Source organism: Mesorhizobium sp. 131-2-1, from assembly GCF_016756535.1.
Classification (GTDB): domain Bacteria; phylum Pseudomonadota; class Alphaproteobacteria; order Rhizobiales; family Rhizobiaceae; genus Mesorhizobium.
This window is the reverse complement of sequence record NZ_AP023247.1, coordinates 6,311,029-6,330,999: the sequence shown is the minus strand read 5'-3', so window position 1 is coordinate 6,330,999 and position 19,971 is coordinate 6,311,029. Positions and strand designations below refer to the sequence as shown.

Annotated in this window: 18 protein-coding genes and 4 pseudogenes; 15 read left to right on the top strand and 7 right to left on the bottom strand. The window is 59.1% G+C overall.

The window, feature by feature from the left end; translation table 11 throughout:
* The first annotated feature begins 886 nt into the window (after window positions 1-886).
* The 6 genes from JG743_RS30485 (at window position 887) to JG743_RS30460 (ending at window position 7,299) form a co-directional block, all read left to right on the top strand.
* Window positions 887-1,480: a NodA family N-acyltransferase gene (locus JG743_RS30485; RefSeq protein ID WP_044549143.1), complete on the top strand. Its 594-nt coding sequence runs from the start codon at window positions 887-889 to the stop codon at window positions 1,478-1,480.
* Between the two features lie 127 nt (window positions 1,481-1,607).
* Window positions 1,608-2,882 carry a chitooligosaccharide synthase NodC gene (nodC, locus tag JG743_RS30480; RefSeq protein WP_010913821.1) on the top strand — a complete coding sequence of 425 codons (1,275 nt, stop codon included), beginning with the start codon at window positions 1,608-1,610 and terminating at the stop codon, window positions 2,880-2,882.
* Between the two features lie 49 nt (window positions 2,883-2,931).
* Window positions 2,932-3,954: a nodulation factor ABC transporter ATP-binding protein NodI gene (gene nodI / locus JG743_RS30475; RefSeq protein ID WP_010913822.1), complete on the top strand. Its 1,023-nt coding sequence runs from the start codon at window positions 2,932-2,934 to the stop codon at window positions 3,952-3,954.
* 3 nt (window positions 3,955-3,957) lie between these two features.
* Window positions 3,958-4,746 (top strand): ABC transporter permease, encoded by a 789-nt coding sequence (locus JG743_RS30470; RefSeq protein WP_010913823.1) that lies wholly within the window; start codon window positions 3,958-3,960, stop codon window positions 4,744-4,746.
* A gap of 303 nt (window positions 4,747-5,049) precedes the next feature.
* Entirely contained in the window at window positions 5,050-7,071 is a 2,022-nt protein-coding gene (locus tag JG743_RS30465) for a carbamoyltransferase family protein (RefSeq protein ID WP_202296083.1), read from the top strand.
* Between the two features lie 84 nt (window positions 7,072-7,155).
* Entirely contained in the window at window positions 7,156-7,299 is a 144-nt protein-coding gene (locus tag JG743_RS30460) for a nodulation protein NodZ (RefSeq protein ID WP_446720385.1), read from the top strand.
* Here JG743_RS30460 and JG743_RS34835 read toward each other — a convergent pair.
* Entirely contained in the window at window positions 7,290-7,526 is a 237-nt protein-coding gene (locus JG743_RS34835) for a DUF6398 domain-containing protein (RefSeq protein ID WP_244748460.1), read from the bottom strand. The genes JG743_RS30460 and JG743_RS34835 overlap by 10 nt on opposite strands.
* Window positions 7,527-7,679 (bottom strand): PLP-dependent transferase, encoded by a 153-nt coding sequence (locus JG743_RS30455; protein ID WP_244420605.1) that lies wholly within the window; start codon window positions 7,677-7,679, stop codon window positions 7,527-7,529. It abuts the gene before it with no gap.
* Window positions 7,680-7,997: 318 nt separating this feature from the next.
* On the opposite strand from JG743_RS30455, the gene pdxR reads away from it, so the two are divergent.
* Entirely contained in the window at window positions 7,998-9,467 is a 1,470-nt protein-coding gene (pdxR, locus tag JG743_RS30450; RefSeq protein ID WP_010913827.1) for a MocR-like pyridoxine biosynthesis transcription factor PdxR, read from the top strand.
* A 22-nt stretch (window positions 9,468-9,489) separates the two neighbouring features.
* On the opposite strand, the pseudogene JG743_RS30445 reads toward pdxR, so the two are convergent.
* Window positions 9,490-9,650 (bottom strand): annotated as a pseudogene (locus JG743_RS30445) (LysR family transcriptional regulator); the annotation flags it as partial.
* A 329-nt stretch (window positions 9,651-9,979) separates the two neighbouring features.
* Here JG743_RS30445 and nodB point away from each other — a divergent pair.
* The 4 genes from nodB to JG743_RS30425 all read left to right on the top strand — a co-directional run bounded on the left by nodB (window position 9,980) and on the right by JG743_RS30425 (window position 13,506).
* Window positions 9,980-10,639, top strand: a complete 660-nt coding sequence (gene nodB, locus JG743_RS30440; protein ID WP_010913829.1) for a chitooligosaccharide deacetylase NodB — start codon at window positions 9,980-9,982, stop codon at window positions 10,637-10,639.
* A gap of 489 nt (window positions 10,640-11,128) precedes the next feature.
* Entirely contained in the window at window positions 11,129-11,752 is a 624-nt protein-coding gene (locus JG743_RS30435; RefSeq protein WP_202296081.1) for an FMN-binding negative transcriptional regulator, read from the top strand.
* A 27-nt stretch (window positions 11,753-11,779) separates the two neighbouring features.
* Window positions 11,780-12,430, top strand: coding sequence for a LysE family translocator (locus JG743_RS30430; RefSeq protein ID WP_010913832.1), 651 nt, complete (start codon window positions 11,780-11,782; stop codon window positions 12,428-12,430).
* Window positions 12,431-12,693: 263 nt separating this feature from the next.
* The gene (locus JG743_RS30425; RefSeq protein WP_244672987.1) at window positions 12,694-13,506 is read left to right on the top strand and encodes a TIM barrel protein; all 813 of its coding nucleotides are present in this window, start codon (window positions 12,694-12,696) and stop codon (window positions 13,504-13,506) included.
* A 14-nt stretch (window positions 13,507-13,520) separates the two neighbouring features.
* Here JG743_RS30425 and JG743_RS30420 read toward each other — a convergent pair whose 3' ends face one another.
* Window positions 13,521-14,465, bottom strand: coding sequence for a LysR family transcriptional regulator (locus tag JG743_RS30420; RefSeq protein WP_202296079.1), 945 nt, complete (start codon window positions 14,463-14,465; stop codon window positions 13,521-13,523).
* A 208-nt stretch (window positions 14,466-14,673) separates the two neighbouring features.
* Here JG743_RS30420 and JG743_RS30415 point away from each other — a divergent pair.
* Window positions 14,674-15,189: pseudogene (locus JG743_RS30415) on the top strand (hypothetical protein); the annotation flags it as partial.
* Window positions 15,182-16,303 carry a nodulation factor fucose acetyltransferase NolL gene (gene nolL / locus JG743_RS30410; RefSeq protein ID WP_202296078.1) on the top strand — a complete coding sequence of 374 codons (1,122 nt, stop codon included), beginning with the start codon at window positions 15,182-15,184 and terminating at the stop codon, window positions 16,301-16,303. The pseudogene JG743_RS30415 and the gene nolL, both read left to right, overlap by 8 nt.
* 35 nt (window positions 16,304-16,338) lie before the next feature.
* Here nolL and JG743_RS34375 read toward each other — a convergent pair whose 3' ends face one another.
* On the bottom strand, window positions 16,339-16,494 hold the full coding sequence (locus tag JG743_RS34375) for a hypothetical protein (protein ID WP_274608551.1): 156 nt from the start codon (window positions 16,492-16,494) through the stop codon (window positions 16,339-16,341).
* A 43-nt stretch (window positions 16,495-16,537) separates the two neighbouring features.
* Here JG743_RS34375 and JG743_RS30400 point away from each other — a divergent pair, with 43 nt between their 5' ends.
* Both JG743_RS30400 and JG743_RS30395 read left to right on the top strand, forming a co-directional pair.
* Entirely contained in the window at window positions 16,538-17,443 is a 906-nt protein-coding gene (locus JG743_RS30400; RefSeq protein WP_010913836.1) for a LysR family transcriptional regulator, read from the top strand.
* Window positions 17,444-17,554: 111 nt separating this feature from the next.
* A pseudogene (locus tag JG743_RS30395) lies at window positions 17,555-17,670 on the top strand (nitrogen fixation protein NifQ); the annotation flags it as partial.
* A gap of 521 nt (window positions 17,671-18,191) precedes the next feature.
* On the opposite strand, the gene JG743_RS30390 reads toward JG743_RS30395, so the two are convergent.
* Both JG743_RS30390 and JG743_RS30385 read right to left on the bottom strand, forming a co-directional pair.
* Complete coding sequence (locus tag JG743_RS30390) at window positions 18,192-19,418, bottom strand: MFS transporter (RefSeq protein ID WP_044549158.1); 1,227 nt, start codon at window positions 19,416-19,418, stop codon at window positions 18,192-18,194.
* Window positions 19,419-19,474: 56 nt separating this feature from the next.
* A pseudogene (locus JG743_RS30385) lies at window positions 19,475-19,865 on the bottom strand (RNA polymerase factor sigma-54); the annotation flags it as partial.
* Between the last annotated feature and the right edge of the window lie 106 nt (window positions 19,866-19,971).

The window sequence follows — 19,971 nt, the reverse complement described above, 5'->3', positions numbered from 1 at the left end:
GCTCTACGGCTGCCGCCACCGAACCTCAAAGGTGTTTCGGCCCAGGTAGGTGACGATCCCTAGCCGGGAAAGCGGCACTCCTCGTCGGGGGCCGTCGGTCCCGTGTCCCGCCTTATGCGGCGCTATGCTGACACTCCTACGGCTGCCCTTTTAACCGATCTCGTCGTTGCAGTCAGTCCCGCGTCCCGGCCCTTCGGCCGGCGCAAGTGCTGACGCTCCTTAGGCTGCCTTTCTGTGTGCGGCGATTTTTGATCCCTCGCACGGAATGAAGACTTAGGGGCCAGCTCCTTCGCGCACTTCAGGCCTCAGGTGCTCAAGCTGTGTGTTCCAGTCGGCCAAAACCTCAAACAATTCGTTCGAAGTAGCGCCATCCGGGCGCGCCCTCCTTCCCGCTCTCCAGGTGCTTTCACCGACAGTCCGGTTGACCGGCAACACTCGAAAGCATTGACCAGACGATTCCTGTTGGCGAGCGCGATAGAGCTTCGCGGAACCTGTTTGCCGCCGGCGATCCAGAGCTGCGCGATCGCCATGCATCATCGCGTGCGCCAACGGTCGCCGCGTTTGCTGACGCCTAACAGTCGGGCCGTCCTCCACTTGATCGCTGCTTCGGCACGGGCGCAGCCACGCGCTGGCGGCCGCTCTTGAATCAGGTTGTGTCACCGACAGCTGCCATCGGTGCCGCCGCTTATCGGGCCAATCGAGCACGACCAGAAGGTTCAGATCAGGCTTTGAAAGGCATGGTTTTAACATCCATAGCGTGGATGCTCGCGATCTAAACAATCAATTTTACCAATCCGGGAGGGCCGTTCATAGACCCATGACATGCACCGCCATTGCTCTACCGCGTGAGGTGCACAAAAGAACCCGAAAAAGAGGAAGTCTTCGCATGCGCCCTGACGTGCAGTGGAGGTTATGCTGGGAAAATGAGTTGCAGCTTCCCGATCACCTCGAACTCTCTGAGTTCTTCCGGAAGACCTATGAGCCGACCGGAGCCTTTAATGGGAAGCAATTCGCAGGCGGTCGAAGTTGGGCCGGTGCAAGGCCGGAGCTCCGCGTAATCGGCCGTGATGTGCACGGGGTAGCGGCTCACTTGGGCCTGCTGCGCCGATACATCAAAGTTGGCGACGATGATCTGCTTGTCGCTGAACTCGGTCTATACGGGGTGCGTCCGGATCTTGAGGGGCTAGGAATCGCCCATTCGATCAGCGTGATGTATCCAGTGCTGCAGCAGCTTGGCGTTCCATTCGCGTTCGGCTCGGTGCGGCCCGCGCTCCGGAACCATGTTTCGAGGTTCTGCCGCAAAGGCTTGGCGAACATTTTGTCGGGCGTTCGCGTGCGTTCAACCCACCCGGACGTGTACCTCGATCTGCCTCCCACGCGAGTCGACGACAACGTACTCGTCCTGGTGCTCCCAATTGGACGCTCAATGAGCGAGTGGCCGGCCGGCACTTTGATCGATCGGAACGGTCCAGAGCTATGAAGGACACCCGCTACGACGTCAGTCAGCGCGACCCGCCCCCATGGCGTTGATCGAGCTGATTCCAGCATTGGCCGCGGTTTTACTATCCGCCCGCTTCCCTCAAATTCACTGAAAAATCTGACATCTCATGAACCTATTTGCCTCAGCCAGTACTGTTGCCATCTGCTCTTACGCGCTGCTGTCGACCGTCTATAAAACCGCGCAGGTCTTTTATACCCTGCCTACAAACGTACCGCCGACCTCGGGCGACCCGCCCAGCGGTGAGCCTTGGCCGAGCGTCGATGTCATTATCCCGTGCTACAACGAGGCGCCTCGCACCCTCTCGGACTGCCTGGCTTCCATTGCAAGTCAGGACTACGCCGGCAAACTGCAGGTCTATGTTGTTGATGACGGTTCTGCAAACCGCGATGCCCTCGTGGGTGTACACGAGGAATACGCGGGCGACCCGAGGTTCAACTTCGTTGCGCTCCCAAAGAATGTCGGAAAGCGCAAGGCGCAGATTGCCGCCATTCGCCGCTCGTGCGGAGATTTGGTGCTGAATGTAGATTCGGACACGATACTCGCCCCGGACGTCATCACCAGGCTTGCGCTAAAGATGCAAGATCAAGCGGTCGGCGCCGCCATGGGCCAGTTGGCGGCTAGCAATCGCAGTGAAACTTGGCTGACGCGGTTGATCGACATGGAATACTGGCTCGCCTGTAACGAAGAGCGGGCAGCGCAGGCTCGGTTCGGTGCCGTCATGTGTTGCTGCGGTCCGTGTGCCATGTACCGGCGATCCGCGCTTGTTTCGCTGCTGGATCAGTACGAGACGCAGCGCTTTCGAGGGAAGCCGAGCGACTTCGGCGAGGACCGCCACCTTACGATCCTGATGCTGAAAGCAGGCTTTCGAACAGAGTATGTCCCGGAGGCCGTCGCGGCAACAGTCGTTCCCAACAGCATGGGTCCCTATCTGCGCCAACAGCTTCGCTGGGCCCGGAGCACTTTCCGTGACACGTTGCTGGCGTTCCAACTGCTGCGCGGCCTTAATATTTATCTCACATTGGACGTGATTGGCCAGAATATTGGCCCATTATTGCTCTCTTTGTCGATTCTGGCGGGGCTCGCGCAATTCGTAACGACAGGTACTGTGCCTTGGACGGCATGCCTGATGATTGCAGCCATGACTATAGTTCGCTGCAGCGTGGCAGCGTTTCGTGCGCGCCAACTTCGATTTCTCGGGTTCTCGCTCCACACACTCATCAACATCTTTCTCTTGCTCCCCTTGAAAGCATACGCGCTGTGTACATTAAGCAACAGCGATTGGTTGTCGCGAAGCTCTGCGGCCAATGTGCAAGACACCGGCGACGCCCTTCCAAAGCCAAACCTGGTGGGATCTGACGCCGCTTACAGCGAACAGCAATAGTTACTTGATCGCAGGTAGAAGAGTTTTGAGCCAGGACCAGAAACATCAAGTGTTGAAGCGTAAGTTGGGCCCAGAGGATTTGCGGCGGCTCGAGACTCCTGCGATCGAACGGGAGTCTCACGGGCAAACAAGCGCGAAAAGCTCCGTGCCTGACTCTGCGTCAACCGTGGCAGTCGATTTTGCCGGCGTAACCAAGTCGTATGGGAACAAGATCGTTGTCGACGAACTGTCGTTCTCCGTTGCGTCGGGAGAGTGTTTCGGCCTCCTCGGACCAAACGGGGCGGGCAAAAGCACGATTGCGCGTATGCTCCTCGGCATGACATGCCCTGACGCGGGCACGATCACGGTGCTTGGCGTCCCGGTGCCGGCGCGCGCTCGGCTGGCACGCAGGGGCATTGGCGTGGTCCCGCAATTCGACAATCTTGACCAGGAATTCACCGTACGCGAGAACCTGCTGGTGTTCGGACGCTACTTCGGCATGAGCACACGTCAGAGCGAAGCGGTCATCCCGTCGCTTCTCGAGTTCGCTCGCCTCGAGCGCAAGGCGGATGCGCGCGTCTCGGAACTGTCCGGCGGCATGAAGCGATGCCTGACAATGGCGCGGGCGTTGATCAACGACCCCCAGCTCATTGTGATGGACGAGCCGACCACCGGCCTCGATCCGCACGCGCGCCACCTGATCTGGGAGCGGCTGCGCGCCCTGTTGGCACGCGGCAAGACGATTATCCTGACGACGCATTTCATGGAAGAGGCTGAGCGATTATGCGATCGGCTGTGCGTGCTCGAAAAGGGCCGCAACATCGCCGAAGGCGGCCCGCAGGCGCTGATCGACGAGCATATCGGATGCCAGGTCATGGAGATTTATGGCGGCGATCCGCACGAGTTGCTTTCGCTGGTCAAGCCACATTCCCAGCGCATCGAGGTCAGCGGCGAAACCCTTTATTGCTATGCGCCAGACCCTGACCAGGTGCGCACGCAACTGCAGGGGCGAGCAGGTCTGCGTCTTCTTCTGCGTCCAGCCAATCTCGAGGATGTTTTCTTGCGGCTGACCGGGCGCGAGATGGAGGAGTGAGCGATGATTGAAGGTTTTGCGGCGGCGCTGCCGGCCAATGCGTGGAACTGGGTTGCGGTATGGCGACGCAACTATCTGGCATGGAAGAAAGTCGCACTCGTGTCGCTTCTCGGTAACCTCGCCGATCCTATGATCTACCTTTTCGGCCTAGGCACCGGCCTCGGCATAATGGTCGGCCGCGTCGACGGTGCGTCGTATATCGCCTTTTTGGCGGCCGGCATGGTCGCGGTAAGTGCGATGACCGCCTCTACCCTGGAAACATTGTACGCGGCTTTCGCTCGCATGCATTCTCAACGCACATGGGAAGCCATGCTGTATACGCACGTTACCCTCGGCGACATCGTTCTGGGTGAACTGGCGTGGGCAGCCACCAAGGCCTTCATGGCCGGTACGGCTATTACCATCGTCACCGCAACCTTGGGCTATGCCGCCTGGCCGTCCGTCCTCTATGCGCTGCCAATCATTGCTCTGACAGGGTGCGTATTTGCGAGCCTCGCGATGATCGTCACCGCACTTTCGCCCAGCTACGATTACTTCGTGTTTTACCAGACGCTTGTCCTCACACCTATGCTGTTCCTGTCGGGCGCCGTTTTCCCATTGAACCAGCTGCCTGGCGCCTTTCAGCAGATAGCGCGATGCATGCCGCTGTCACATGCGATCGACCTCATTCGTCCGGTTATGCTTGATCGCCCGATCAGCGGCATCGCCCTGCACGTCGGTGTGCTCGGCCTGTACGCGCTGTTGCCATTCTTCCTCTCGATGGCGCTGTTGCGCCGCCGACTAATGCGCTGACGAAAGAGAGTGAGATAAACAATGCGCTACGGACTTCGTGCTGCAAATAAAAACGACATCGCCAATGCAAATCGGCATCCAACCCAGGGTCTTCGTGGCATCCACTCAATCTCTCAACGTTATGGAACGCCCGGGACCTCGATCACAGGATCTCATGTTGATCCAGGCGTAAGAGAATTTCTTTGAGGTTGGTGATGTCTGACTGGCGTTCGCGGCGGCGAACGACAACGCAGCCTGTGTTTTTGATCAAACGGCCTTGAGACAGGCCAATTCAGTCTTCCTGTACGATAAACGGAGAGCGAGATGCTGTGTCTAGGATTGAGCGGCGGATTAGACAAAGTCTATGAAAACCGATTCCAGATTGCGAATACATTCATGCACGATGGCGCTGCGGTGCTCGTCCGAGACGGACAGGTCATCGCGGCCGTAGAAGAGGAGCGCCTCAATCGGATCAAACACTCCAACAAGCTCCCAATCAGTTCGGTTCAATACTGCCTTTCAGCCGCTGGGGTTCAGCTCAGCGAAATCGATCATGTGGCGTACTACGCTACCGAAGCCTATTGCAACGCCATGCTCGAAAACATGCTTGCTTCCGAGCCCGACGCCTCCATTCCGTTGGATGCCAAATTTTTGGTGCAGCAGCTGTTGGCGCAGGAGTTCGGTAGCGAGCTCGACCCTTCGCGTATCTCATTCGTAAGTCATCATCAGGCGCACGCCGTGAGTGCTTTTGCAATGTCGGGCTTCGAGCAAAGTCTGATTTTCGCGATTGATGGCTCTGGTGATTTCCAGTCGGGTCTTGTGGCGGTAGGATCTGGTGCTGAAATTTCGCAACTCGCGACTTTCCCAGAGAACAATTCCCTTGGGCTATTTTATCTCGAGGTGATCCGGTATCTCGGCTACGGCTTGTTCGATGAATATAAGGTAATGGGGCTTGCCCCCTACGGCGATCCCGTTCCCTATCGCGAGCTTTTCGAGCAGTTCTATGAACTGTCTGCAAACGGCGAGTATCGCGTCCACCTGGACCGCATCGGTCCGACTTTGCTTCGCACCATTCAGGTCCGGCAAAAGGGAATGCCATTCACTCAGCAGCACAAAGATGTGAGTGCGTCGCTACAGGAAGCACTCGAACGCATCGTGTTTCACATTCTTCGGCATCATCGTGAGGCCACGGGGATGACGCGGCTGTGCCTGGCCGGTGGCGTTGCGCACAATTGCTCCATGAACGGCAAGCTGCTCTATTCAGGCCTTTTCGAAGACATCTTCGTGCAGCCCGCGTCGCATGACGCTGGCTGCGCATTGGGCGCTGCATTAATCGTGTCTGGTGAGTTGGGCCGCCCCGCGCCGCGTGCGCGATTGCAGGAGGTTTATTGGGGGCCGGATCTCGCGAGCGATCATGCTGTGGAAGAGGAACTAAAGGCATGGGCGGGGCACCTGGAGTTTGAACGCACTGAGGAGGTGGCGGATAGGGCAGCCGAGTGGATGGCCGGTGGCGCCGTGATCGGCTGGGTGCAAGGTCGTTCGGAGTTCGGGCCGCGCGCGCTCGGAAATCGCAGCATTCTTGCCGACCCCAGGCCCGCCACAAACAAGGACCGGATCAACGCCATGGTCAAGAAGCGGGAAGGGTATCGCCCGTTCGCCCCATCAGTGCTGGAGGAGGATGCGCGCGAATTTTTCGACCTCCCAGGCAGTGCGTGCGAATTTCCCTTCATGAATTTCGTGGTTCGTGTGCGCGACTCCAAGCGTGGTTTGCTCGGCGCCATCACGCACGTCGACGGTACGGCTCGGCTGCAAACAGTATCGCGCAAGGCCAGTCCGGCCTACTGGGACGTCATCAATGCCTTCAAGCAGCGCACTGGCATCCCAATTCTGCTCAACACGTCCTTTAACAACAATGCCGAGCCGATCGTGGATTCAGTTGCAGACTCGATTGCCACGTTCCTGACGACAGAGTTGGATGGACTTGTGGTCGGGCCGTTCCTCGTCAAAAAACGGGCCGCAACGCTGGAGGATTGGACTGCGCTCGCGGTTTCATTGCCGCCTTATGTATCCCTGTATAAGGTCCGCGCTCACACGGCGCTGGATCGCCAGGAGACCGTCTGCGAAATCCGAACGAATCACTCCAGCCGTGACGGTGTGCGTATTTCACCTGAATTGTTCGATCTGCTGACGCGAATCGAGGGCGAAGCCGTGCTCGCGGATCTCCTCGATACAATTACGCTGGATCAGGCCCAGCGCGAGGCTCTCACAGGAGAACTGCGACGGTTGTGGGAGCAGCGCCGCGTTCGGATGCGTCCCTCGCAAGCTGCTCGCGTCCATCAAAACTGATGCCAAAAGCTGGACGACAGATAACAGTTGCCGAAACACCGTTCTGTCCAAGCATCTTCATATGACTGTGCCCAGGCTGCGAGCATGCATAACGCCTATGGCAGTCGAGGATCAGTAATGGATTTGCTTGCCGGTGGCTCAAGACAGCACCAATTCGTCGTTTCTCGACGGCGGACCCGGTTCGGTGACTGCCTATGGTCTTCGGCATCAGCCTGGTGTTACGCATAGCGGACGGGACGTGCGAGCGGGCTGCGCCGCTCGCGGGATAAGGCGGCGGCCCTACGGCGCGCCAAGCCGGCATATTCGTCGTTGAGATGCTTTTGGCAAAATGCGTTGGTGAGGCGACGATCATGTCTTAGCGCGCCTTGACCCTTCGGCCCCCTCGTTGGCGATGCCCGACATCTCCTTTCGGGCAATCGCCTGATCGGGATGCGAGTCGAGGAAGGGGAGCTCACCTAACCCACGGCCGAATGCCCGTCGCGCACCTGCGCGATCGCAAGCGCCGTGGTGCTGTGCCATTCCATGCGAAGCGCGAGAGTCCTTTTCAGCCCGCGCAGAACCAGGAAGGAGGACATGGTCGAGAGCGCCGCGCCGGTGATGTAGCGCAAGCCCGTTTCGTACAGCGTGTGGAGGCTTCCGCGTCGCCGAGGATTGCGCCGCCAAGGCGGCGGCCTCATTCGCCGCAACACTTTCGATCGTAGGTCGAGCTCAGGAAGACGCGTGGTTGACCGGCATTGGGAAAACCAGCCGGATCGTAGCCGTGATGGATCGCGAGGGTAGCGAAGCCGAATTTGGCATCGTTCGCAGATGTGCCACTTTCCGGTCTTGGATTGCGGTCTCGGGCATCGGCTTCAGACGTGCCTTGGCTTTCGGAAGGAGTGGCTGCAAACTGGTTGATATGGAATGTCCAGTTGGCAGGAAAAGAAATGGTCCAGTCTCCAGGTCCCGGTGCTTCAACCCGCTCGCATGGCATGGGCGCGCGCCAGATCTACGAAGCGCTTCGCGAGCAGATCCTCAGAGGCGTTTACGGCACCGGAAGCCAGCTGCCGTCCTCCCGTGGTCTCGCCGAGGAACTTGGCGTCTCGCGAACGACCGTCACCGTCGCCTACGAGCAGCTGGCCGCGGAAGGTTTCATCGACATCCGTCAAGGCGCGCGCCCTCGTGTCGCATCCTCACTGCTGGGACATGAGCTGACCGCCAATCCCCCAAAACGGTTCGGCCCGGTTCACTTGTCAAGCTATGGCGAACGGCTGCGTGGTACTCCGCGCTGGCCGGATTACCTGCCGAACACGCTGAAGGTTGATTTCCGATATGGCGTCCTGGCGCCCTCAGATTTCCCCGCATCGGTTTGGAAGCGCGCGATGAACGCGGCGATGGCGCAGCGGCCGGCACGGCTCGCCTATGACGATCCGTGCGGTTCGAGCCGGCTCCGCCAAGCGCTTCAGGGCTATCTCTGGCGCGCCCGTACTGTGCGCTGCGACCCCGAGCAGATCGTCATCGTCAATGGTTCGCAGCAGGGCCTCGATCTCTGCGCGCGCCTGCTGCTCGACCCCGGGGACAGCTTCGTCATCGAGGACCCCTGCTACAGGATGGCGCGCCAGGTCTTTGCCAGTACAGGTGCCACGCCCGTTCCCGTCGAGGTTGACGATCACGGCATGCAAACGGAGCAACTGGCGGGGGTCGCGGCCCGGCTGGCCTATGTGACGCCCTCGCATCAGTTTCCGCTCGGCGGCGTCATGCCGATCCCGCGGCGGCATCAGCTTCTGGAATGGGCGCGGGAGCAGGGCGCCTATGTCATCGAGGACGACTACGACAGCGAATATCGCTACGATATCAGCCCCGTTCCCCCGCTGCATAGCCTCGAGGATCATGGGGCCGTCATCTACCTCGGCACCATCTCCAAGACGCTCTCGCCGATGCTGCGGATCGGTTATCTCGTCGTCCCGGCGGAATTCCTGCAGGTTTTCGAAACCGCCAAGCAGCTTGCCGACCGGCATTCTCCGATGGCGGGGCAGGAGTCATTGGCCTCTCTGATCGAGAGCGGTGGCTATGAAAGCCATGTGCGCCGCGTGCGCCGCATCAACGGCGAGCGCCGGGAGGCATTGCTGACCGCCCTGAAGCGGAGTTTTCAAGGTCGGATCGCCGTCCAGGGGGCAGAGGCTGGACTGCACGTCGTCATATGGTTCAACGACCTGCCGCGATCGCGTGAAACGGCGTTGGTCGAAGCTGCCCAATACGCGGGTCTGGGTCTGCACCCGATTTCGCCGCTTTATCATCGGCAGTCGGGAGCAGGCGAAGCCGACCGCGTCGGGCTTGTCATGGGCTATTCCGCCCTGAGCATCCGGCAGATCGAAAAAGGCGTCGAGATGCTGCGCGACGTCGTCGCTCGACTCTGAGACGCTGACGGTTCCGCACGCGGGTTAGAACGCATTCGCGGCCGCTCATCGTAAACAGTTCATCGTTGAAATAGTCGCGCGGCCGGGCGACGGCCGCGCTCATGGCCGGCTGACTAAGGTTGATGCTGCTGCCGCCGCCGTGAGGTTGCACGCGATCCAAGCCTTTGTCTCATCTATCCGCAACGTGGATGCTTGTCATCGAAACAATCGATTTTGCCGATTGTACAGAACGTCCCATAGGAAGAATTCAAGGATGCAGCCCTAAGGAGATTGTCGATGCATGCGTTGGCTCCGAGGAGCATTTTCTGGTGTGTCCCTCCTGGTCTGCGCCGAACATCAAGCGAGCCGAGCCCCTTTTCGACCAGGTACATCGGTGATCGGCGCAAGCTGCATCGCGTCGGCTCTTCGCGACAAGCTCCCCCCGATAGCGTAGGCCCCTACCTCAAGGATCGGGGTTATGCCGATTGCGAATGGCCGACCGGTACAACAATTGACCGCAAGGGTTCGCAGCTATGAGACGTCTCGATGACAGATGGAAGGTGCAGAGTGAATGCGCTGACGGCACCGGGCGTCGAAGCGTTTATCTGACGTTTGACGACGGTCCCAATCCATGTTTCACACCACAGATACTCGATGTGCTGGCGCAAAATCGGGTGCCAGCGACATTCTTCGTCATTGGTGCTTACGCCGCAGAGCATCCGGAACTCATCCAGCGAATGATCGCAGAAGGGCATGAGGTAGGCAACCACACGATGTCTCATCCGGACCTGTCCAAATGCGGTTTGGGCGAAGTGCAACGTGAAGTATTTGAGGCGAACCAGGCCATCATGCTGGCATGCCCGCAGGCCTCGATCCGCTACATTCGCGCGCCATACGGCGCCTGGAGCGAAGAAGTGTTCACTGCCTCAGAGATCGCGGGGCTGGCGGCCCTTCATTGGTCGATCGACCCAAGAGACTGGTCGCGCCCCGGCACCGACGCGATCGTCGATGCAGTGCTCGCCTCGGTACGCCCCGGCGCAATCGTGCTCTTGCACGACGGATGCCCTCCCGACGAGTCGACACGGAGCACTCAAGCCAGTCTGCGCAACCAGACCGTTATGGCGCTGTCCAATCTGATTCCTGCATTAGATGCCTGCGGATATGAAATTCGCTCGCTTCCAGAACATCACTGAAATGCGAGATCCCACGGGCCTGCTTTCCCAGCCAGTACCTGTGTGGTCTCGCTTATGAAGGCTTACAGGCCGTTTGCGCCCTGCGAACAAGCACTTCGTCGACATCGGACAAACTGGTCGGCTCCGACCGGTTGGCTAAGGGTAGTGTTGTCACCTGCTACAGTGAAAACCCGCGCAGGCTCTCGGCATGCCTAGCATCGCCGGTAGGTTCACTTTTCGACGATTGTTTGCATGTATGGTTCACTTTGCGTTGGATCAATTTCATTGGGCTTGCCGCAGGCTCACATAGCGACCAAGCGGGATCGCTGGCTGCGTCCAAAAGGTTTGGCAAGCAATTCGCATACCGTGACCGGCACCGGGGATTCCGGTGCCCTGATCCGGCGCGCGATGCCATCTTTCACCAACTGGACTACCTCAATAGCTTCTGACTGGCTGTTTCCAATAGGCCAGCTTGCCGATACCTGACTTGGTAACGCAAGGAGTTTCGCGATGTACATCCCTCCCGCTTTCCGCGACGACGACAAGGAATGCCTGCGCGCGACCATTCGCGCGGCGCTGCTGGCGAACTTCGTTACCGTCACGGCGGAAGGGCCGCTCGCAACGCCACTGCCCCTCTTCCTTGACGAGAGCGAGGGCGAGCACGGCGTGATCTACGGGCACCTGGCGAAGGCCAATCCCCAGTGCCGTGTTCCGCCGCTGGGCGACGGCTTAGCCATCTTCATGGGGCCGGACGCTTACGTGACGCCGGCATGGTATGCGACCAAGCGGGAAACCGGGAAGGTCGTCCCGACCTGGAATTACGTCGCCGTCCACGCCTATGGCCCGGTCGAGTTCTTCGAGGATGCGGGAAGATTGCTGGACGTCGTGAATCGGCTGACCGACCACCACGAGGGCGAGCGCGCCTCGCCTTGGGCGGTGTCGGACGCGCCGCCGGATTTTATACAGGCGCAACTCCGCGGAATCGTCGGCCTGCGCATGCCAATCACGAGGCTGGAGGGCAAGCGCAAAATGAGCCAGAACCGGAACGCGGCCGACCGCGCTGGCGTGGCGGCGGGCCTTGCGGTGAGCGAGCGGGCATCTGACCGCGACGTCGCCGCTCTCATCCCAAAATAATCATGAACTTCGTCGGAATCGACCATCATGCCAGAACTGACCCCACTCGCCCTGTACCTCGCCGCGGCCTCCGTGCTCGCCATCACCCCCGGTCCGGGCATCTTCTACGTTGCCGCGCGCACGCTCGCCGGTGGTCGTCGGGAAGGTATCGCTTCCAGCTTCGGCACGGGGTTGGGGGGCATGATCCACGTCCTCGCCGCAAGCTTAGGTGTTTCCGCGATCGTGCTCGAGAGCTCGGAACTGTTTTCCGCATTAAAGCTGTTCGGCGCGGTCTACCTCGTCTGGCTCGGCTTTCGCACCTTTCAAGCCGCCCGCCTCAAGGGAGCGACTGGCGGCGATGACGGCGCCGCAGTGGGTCCAGTCGGACCCCGGCGGGCGTTTCGTGAAGGGGTACTGGTCGAGGCGCTCAACCCGAAGACGGCAGTCTTTTTCCTCGCCTTCATTCCGCAGTTCGTGAATCCGAGCGCAGGGCTCGTAGCTCTGCAATTCGTGGTGCTTGGCTCCGTGTCCATTGCGCTCAACACGCTCGCCGACATCGTGGTTGCCGTCGTGGCCAGCGGCATTCAAGACGGCGCGGCAGCGCGTCCCGGGTTGATCCGCCGCCTGAGGGAGGCGTCAGGTGGCGCGATGATCGCGCTGGGCGTCGGCCTCGCTCTGGCGAAACACCCTGCTGCCTGACTTTGGCGGGTACCTTGCGGAAGCAGTTGGATGGCTGCGAGCGAGTTCGGTCATTGCACCTATTTAACCATGTCTCAGGAGGCGCGGCACCGCCGTTTGGGTGAACGTCGGCTCATAAATGAGAGAAAAACATAGCGTGAGAGAAACGTGAGTACGACTGCCTCGCCTCGCTCATGCCCATCATTTCGGACCTCGCGAATCAACGCACGGTAGAAGCCAGTCAGCCGAGAATGACGCCCGTTTCATGGAAGGAAAGCCAAGCCATGCGCGAAGCATCGCCCCGCTTTGCACTCGATTATTTGGCGACGCCCGGACTTGACGTCAGGGCACTTTTCGCTTTTGCCCGCGACCAGGGCCTAACCGATGTCCAGATCCGCAGCCAACCGGGCAGCAATGCTATTGCACGCGGCATGCCGGCGGCGGACGTCCGGTCTGCGGCCGCCGACACAGGCGTTGGGATTATTTCCGTCAATGCCCTCCAGCGCTTCAATGAGTGGACCCCCGCCCGCAGGGCCGAGGCGAGCAAGCTCGCCGATTATGCAACGGCCTGCGGAGCCAAGACGCTCATGCTGGTGCCGGTCAACGATGGCTCCTGGCCCGCCAATGTCGAGCGCCGGGGCGATCTCCGCGTCGCCTTGAAGGCGCTCAAGCCGATCCTCCAGTCGCGCGGTCTGATCGGTCTCATCGAGCCGCTGGGCTTCCGGACCTGCTCGCTTCGATCGAAGAACGAAGCGGCTAAGGCCATTGCCGCCATTGATGGCCAATCCGTCTTCCGCCTCGTGCACGACACGTTCCACCACACGCTTGCCGGGGAGACGTTCTTCTCCTCCGAGCTGACCGGTCTCGTCCACATTTCAAGCGTGAACGATCCGATCCACTGGATTTACCCGGATCGCGTCCTGGTCGGTTCCGACAATGGCAGCCAGATCCGGGCGCTGCTTGATGGCGGCTATGGGGGGCCCTTCTCATTCGCACCGTTTGTCGATGCAGCCCACCCGCTGGACGACCTCGCAGGCGCACTTGCCGCGAGCGTCGCTCTCTTCCGACACGGGCTATTGACGCGAGTGCCGGCGTGAGACGCGGGAGTAAATTAGGGCTGCCTGGGGCGCCTTTTGGCGTCCTCCGGAGAAGTCATTCGAGACGCCTCCTGTAGCAATATCTCTCGCAGCCAGATGCTTGCCGGATCACTGTTGTGAAGGGCGGGCCATTGAACGGCCTCGGTGAACGTGGGTAGTGGCAGCGGAAGTTCGATGATCCGCAGGGGGAAGGTTTTTTTGAAATGCTGAACCAGCCGGAAGGGCATGGTCGCTATACGAGCTGTGCCTGAGACCATCGGCGGGATCATGCTAAAGGCCTGCACAACGATCTCGACACGTCTCTTGAGACCATGCTCAAGAAAAAACTGTTCCTCGATGGAGGGCTTCAGCGTCCGCCCGAACTTGACCGCAACGTGCCTCATCGACATGTATCTCTCGAATGTAAGCTGCCGTGGCAGCTGCTTGTTCGTGGAGCAGCCCACGCACACGAGCGTCTCGTCGAACAGCGCCGCTCTTGGATGGGCACTTGACATGAACAATTCTGGAAAAATCAGAAAATCGACGTCACCGCGCCGGAGAAGCTCATCGGGGTCGTCGTCGATAGGCAACAATTCGAAGCTGACGGCGGGTGCTTCGCGTGCAACCCGCTCCACGACCTTTTCAAAAAACACGAGTGTGGCGAAATCGGAAAGAATGATCCTGAAACGGCGATCGGATTGAGCCGGATTAAACGGATCCCAAGAGATAATCGAGCACTGGATTTGCAAGAGTGCGCTGCGAACTGCGGGGGCGAGTGTTTCCGCACGCGGGGTTAGAACACGTTCGCGGCCGCTCGTCGTAAACAGTTCATCGTTGAAATAGTCGCGCAGCCGGGCGACGGCCGCGCTCATGGCCGGCTGACTAAGGTTGATGCTGCTTGCCGCCGCCGTGAGGGTCCGCTCGGTCAGCAGTGCGTCGAGCACGACGAGAAGGTTCAGATCAAGGCCCTTGAAGCGCATGGCTTTCACTTATCCATAGCGTGGATGCTCGCGATCTAAACAATCGATTTTACCAAACTTCCAGGGCGCTGCATAGATGACCGCACTTGACATGCGCCCGATCACGCCACTGCTTCTGCAGCGTGTGCTGGGAAATGACTTGTAAGTAGCCGATCATGTCGAACTCTCCGCCTTCTTCCAAAAGGCCTATGGGCGACAGGGGCTTTCAGGCGGTTGTAGCTGGGCCGGTGCAGGGCCGAGGGTTCGCGCAATCGGCTCTGATGTGCACGGCGTAGCAGCTCACTAGGACCTGCTGCGCCATTTCTTCACGGTTGGCGAGGTTGATTGCTTGGTAGGCGAACTCGGATCGTACAGGATGCATCCGGATCTTGAGAGACTCGGAATGAGTCGTTCTATCCGCGTCATGCGTCCGGTGCTGCAGCAGCGTGGCATTCCATTCGCTTTTGGCATGGTTCGGCACCGGCTGCGAAACCATCTTGAGAGGTTTTGCAGAGACGGCCAGACGACCATAGTGCCGGGCGTTCGCATCGCCACACATGATCGCGACCGCCAATGCGCTCGAGGTTTGCGATCAGGCACTGGGATGTTGTCCGCTCGGTTGCAGCCAATCGGCCCTCCATACCACGCCGCGATCGGCGTGATTTTCGATCCTTTGCACCCCGCTCGCCGTGCCCAGAAACGGCAAGTAGCAACTGCAACAGATAGGCTGGAGTCTGATGCTTGATAACATAAGAGCCGGAGCGAAGGGACGCGGCTCGTGCCCAGCAGGGACAAACAACCGAGACCTAAGCTTCGATTTCGCCAAAGGCATACTCATTACTTTGGTGATAATTGGGCACTTGTTACAATATTTAATCTACCAGGGCACCGACGCTTTCTGGCTGTCGCCGTATTTCAAGTCGATCTACATGTTTCATATGCCTCTCTTTATGGCGATAAGCGGATATCTTTCTTCTGGGGCAATTTTGCGAAAATCGTTCACCCAAGGTGTCGGTGAGCGGGCAATGCAGCTACTACTGCCAATGCTTTTTTGGTGTACGTTGATCTGGACGTTAAAGTCCGCAGTTATTTTTCCCATGAAGAGTTTAACTGATACATTGTTGGATTTGTCGACGGAAGTTATTGGAACCTATTGGTTCATATGGGCGGCATTTATTTCGTTCATTCTGATTAGAGTTCTTACAACTTTCAACCGTCTATCGATATGGATCATAAGCGCATCTGCAATTGCGGTCGCATTCGCACCCATCACGTTATCAATAACCCCGTTGTTAAAGTACACTTACCCATTTTATTGTTTAGGGTTCCTGTTTGCCCAGCCGATCGGATGGCAGAATGGCGTCATCTGGCGTCACAAATCCATTTTTGTTGTCTTATTTTCGATAGCGGCTTTCATATGCTTCCTCGGGTGGGGCAAGGAGACTTATGCCTACAACAATCTCGTTTTAATTCATGATGAACAGTCAGCTAAACAAGTTTTTCTTATGTTCGCTGGCTCTTTGGCGGCTTCTGCGGTAGCAATGCAGTCTATGTTCCAATGCTGGAGACTTGTCTATTCGACTAGAGTAGCTCGCTTTGTCGCGGTGCAGCTTGGTCAGAGCACGCTGCTGCTTTACCTGGTCCAGGGTGCCGTGTTTCGCCTCATGGATTTGATACAGTTTGGAGAAGTCTGGAATCTCACGACCAGAATCACCTTCGCAACTGTGCTTGGAGTGGCGATTGTCGTCATAGCGATGGCAATTCGCAGTATTGCGCGCAACCTCGGATATGTGTCGCGGATCGTTGTCGGAGCGCCGCCACGCCCAAGTCTGCTCAAATCTCAATCTGTAATCAATTAGCCACGTGAAAAATTCGCATCTGTAATCGACATGTTTCATAGCTCCGGACCTATCCGATCGACTGTTGTACCGGTCGGCCATTCGCTCGTCGGCCGCGCTATCCCCATAACTACGACGAGCACGTCCTCCACGCGCGCGCGCGGCAGGTCGGGACACAACACCTCTGAGTGGGACCGTAAACGAGCGCCCATAATGGTCACGATGACAAACAACCACGTTACGGACAGATGAGGCATGCGTTTCAAAGGCCTTGATCTGAACCTTCTCGTCGTGCTCGACGCACTGCTGACCGCGCGCAACCTCACGGCCGCGGCAAGCAGCATCAACCTTAGTCAGCCGGCCATGAGCGCGGCCGTCGCCCGGCTGCGCAACTATTTCAACGATGAACTGTTTACGATGAGCGGCCGCGAACGCGTTCTAACCCCGCGTGCGGAAACACTCGCCCCCGCTGTTCGTGGCGCACTCTTGCACATCCAATGCTCGATTATTTCTTGGGATCCGTTTAATCCGGCTCAATCCGATCGCCGCTTCAGGATCATTCTTTCCGATTTCGCCACACTCGTGTTTTTTGAAAAGGTCGTGGAGCGGGTTGCACGCGAAGCACCCGCCGTCAGCTTCGAATTGCGGCCGCTCGACAACGACCCCGATGAGCTTCTCCGGCGCGGTGACGTCGATTTTGTGATTCTTCCGGAATTTTTCATGTCGAGCGCCCATCCAAGAGCGGCGCTGTTCGACGAGACATTCGTGTGCGTGGGCTGCCCCACGAACAAGCAGTTGCCACGTCAGCTTACATTCGAGAGATACGTGTCGATGAAACACATTGCGTTCAGGGTCGGCGGTGCCCAGATGCCATCCATCGAGGAACAGTTTTTGCTTGAGCATGGTCTCAAGAGACGTGTTGAGATCGTCGTACAGGCCTTTAGCATGATCCCGCCGATGGTCTCAGGCACAGCTCGGATAGCGACCATGCCCTTCCGGCTGGTTCAGCATTTCAAAAAAACCTTCCCCTTGCGGATCATCGAACTTCCGCGGCCACTACCCACGTTCACCGAGGCCGTCCAATGGCCCACCCTCCACAACAGTGATCCGGCAAGCATCTGGATGCGGCAGATAATGTTGCAGGAGGCATCCCGCATGTGAAGTCGCGGGCACTCCTGGTCTCAGTCTAGATTTACTCAGCGCCTCATACGGGTGCGAACCGGCGTGCAAAATTGGGTCTGACGCACATTCGATGATTTTGCATGACGGCGTGCCACGTGTTTCCCCACGCTGGCAGCCGGCAACACCAAAAACATGAAGTGGAAGAAGTACTTTTACCGCAAGCTATGCGAGGCTGAAGGTTTTCGCCATGCGCCGCACCGAATTGCGGGGATACTGAGCGTGAGATAACTCGTCTCGTCCTCCTGCCGAATTCCGGTAAGCCGCCTTACCAAGGGCAGGCGGCGCTTGAGATTCCGCCGCTGGAAATCCGTCGCGCGGGGCTGTCGACGTTCAATCGCGGCTGGATCACAGTTGGTGAATACAACTACGATATCGCCGAACGATCCTCTATTTCGGGCCGAATCAGAAGCTGCGGGGCATGTTCGGCCCCGAGCTTCATGTAAGAGATCAGGCGCGCGATCCGCCCGATGCTCGCCGCAAGACAGAGCCGCATAGACCGCGTCGCCATGCCAGAGCGGTCGACGGACGAGGCGGTCCGGTTCGGTCCCGCACTCTTAGGTTCTCTCGTCGGCACCATCATTCGAAACGCCCCCGCCGGTCGAAATCGACCGGACAACAGCGTCCGATCACCCGGAGACGAGGCCTGCAACCGCCAAAAATCGTGCGTAGGATCGCACCGCGCGGCTGATGATTGCATCTTTCCCGCGCTGCACTGATGGCCTCTCTGTCAGGTGGTCTGAGGTTCGCGCTTCGGGCCGAGCAAGAACACTGTCAGGGCGCCGAGGAACGAGGCAACGGCGCTGTAGGCAAGGGAACTGGCGACGCCGGCATTGTCCATCAGTAGTCCGCCGAAAATCGCGCCCGCTGCGATGGCTACCTGGAACGTTGCGGCCATCAGCCCACCGGCGCTTTCGGCCTGCTCGGGAGCGGCGTGCAGCACCATCCATGTCTGCAGTCCCACCGGCACCGCGCCGAAGGCAAAGCCCCATACTGTAACCGCAATCGCCGTGGCCCAAGCCGATGCTCCCAGCGTCAGCAGCGAGACAGTGGCCATCGCTATGAACAGGGGAGGCAGGGCCGCGGCTGCCTTGAGGCTGTGCTCGGCCAGGAATCCGCCGGCCAAATTGCCGAAGAAGCCGCCGATGCCAAAGACGAGCAACACCAGCGAGATCGTCTCGATATCAAGCGCGGGAAACTTCTCAAGGAAGGCGCGGATATAGGTGAAGCCGGCGAAGTGCCCGGAAGCGACCAGCAGGACGACCAACATCGCGACTTTGATCATCGGATTCTTGGCCACATCCAGCAGACTGCGGAAGCTGGCCACTCCAATCGGAGGCAGCCTCGGAATGGTTATGAGTTGCACTACCAGCGTAACGGCGCCGACGACCGCAGCGATCATGAAGGCGGTTCGCCATCCCCAGATATCGCCGACATAGGCGCCGATTGGAGCCGCGCAAACGGTAGCGCAGGTAACGCCGGTGAGGATGATCGACATGGCGCGCCGCAGGAGGTGACTTGGAACGAGCCGCATCGCCAGCGCTGCCGAAATCGACCAGAACCCTCCGAGTGCTATGCCGAGCACGACGCGGGCGGCCAGGAGAACCGGCAGCGACCCCGCGACGGCCGATAGAACGTTCGACAGGATCAGCAGCAGCGTCATCGCCCATATGACGATCCTGCGGTCCAGGGGCCTTGTGATGACGGCCATCGTCGGCGCCGAGATCGCCCCCACGATGGCGGTCGTTGTCAGCGCCTGTCCGACTGCACCCTCGGTGATAGAGAGATCATGCGCGAGCGGCGTCAGCACGCTGGCAGGCAGAAACTCTGCCGTCACAAGCCCAAAGGTGCCTAAGGCAAGCGAAATGACTGCACCCCATGCGGGACCAGACCGTTGATCTGGCTGTTTTGGGTCATGCAGAACTCCGTCCATGAAGCCCGTAGCGGATTCGGTCATCAACAGGGTCTCCAGTTTGGATGTGCTGCAAACTCGGGTTGCTGCGTTGACCCGGATTAACGCCAGAAGCGCCATTCCCTGCGGCATTGCACGGACGAGGGGATGTTCATCGCTTCGCGATATTTTGTGACGGTGCGGCGCGCAAATCGATGGCCCTTTCCTTGGGCCGGACGACGATGTCGTCGTCGGAAAGCGCGTCATCTTGCGATTCGTCGGCGATTGTCGCCTTGATCCGATGGCGGACAGCTTCGGGGGGGACCGCGCGTCGCCACCTTGGGAGGACGCGCTCGCGACGGTGAAAAAATACTTCAGTTCGAACACTTCGCGCGGGGTCTGCATGTATGTGTTCGACGTCACCCGGCTTACCGTCGCCTGATGCACTTTGATCGCGTCGGCGACAGTCCTGGGCCCGAGCGGCCGCACTTGGTCGATGCCGTGTTCCAAAAAAGGCATCCTCCTGGCGGAGGCGGGTAAGCGACAATTGGGCGAGCGCCACGGCTCCGTCAGTCTCGAACCAGCCATAGCAAATCAGATACCGGAGGAGGGACGTCTG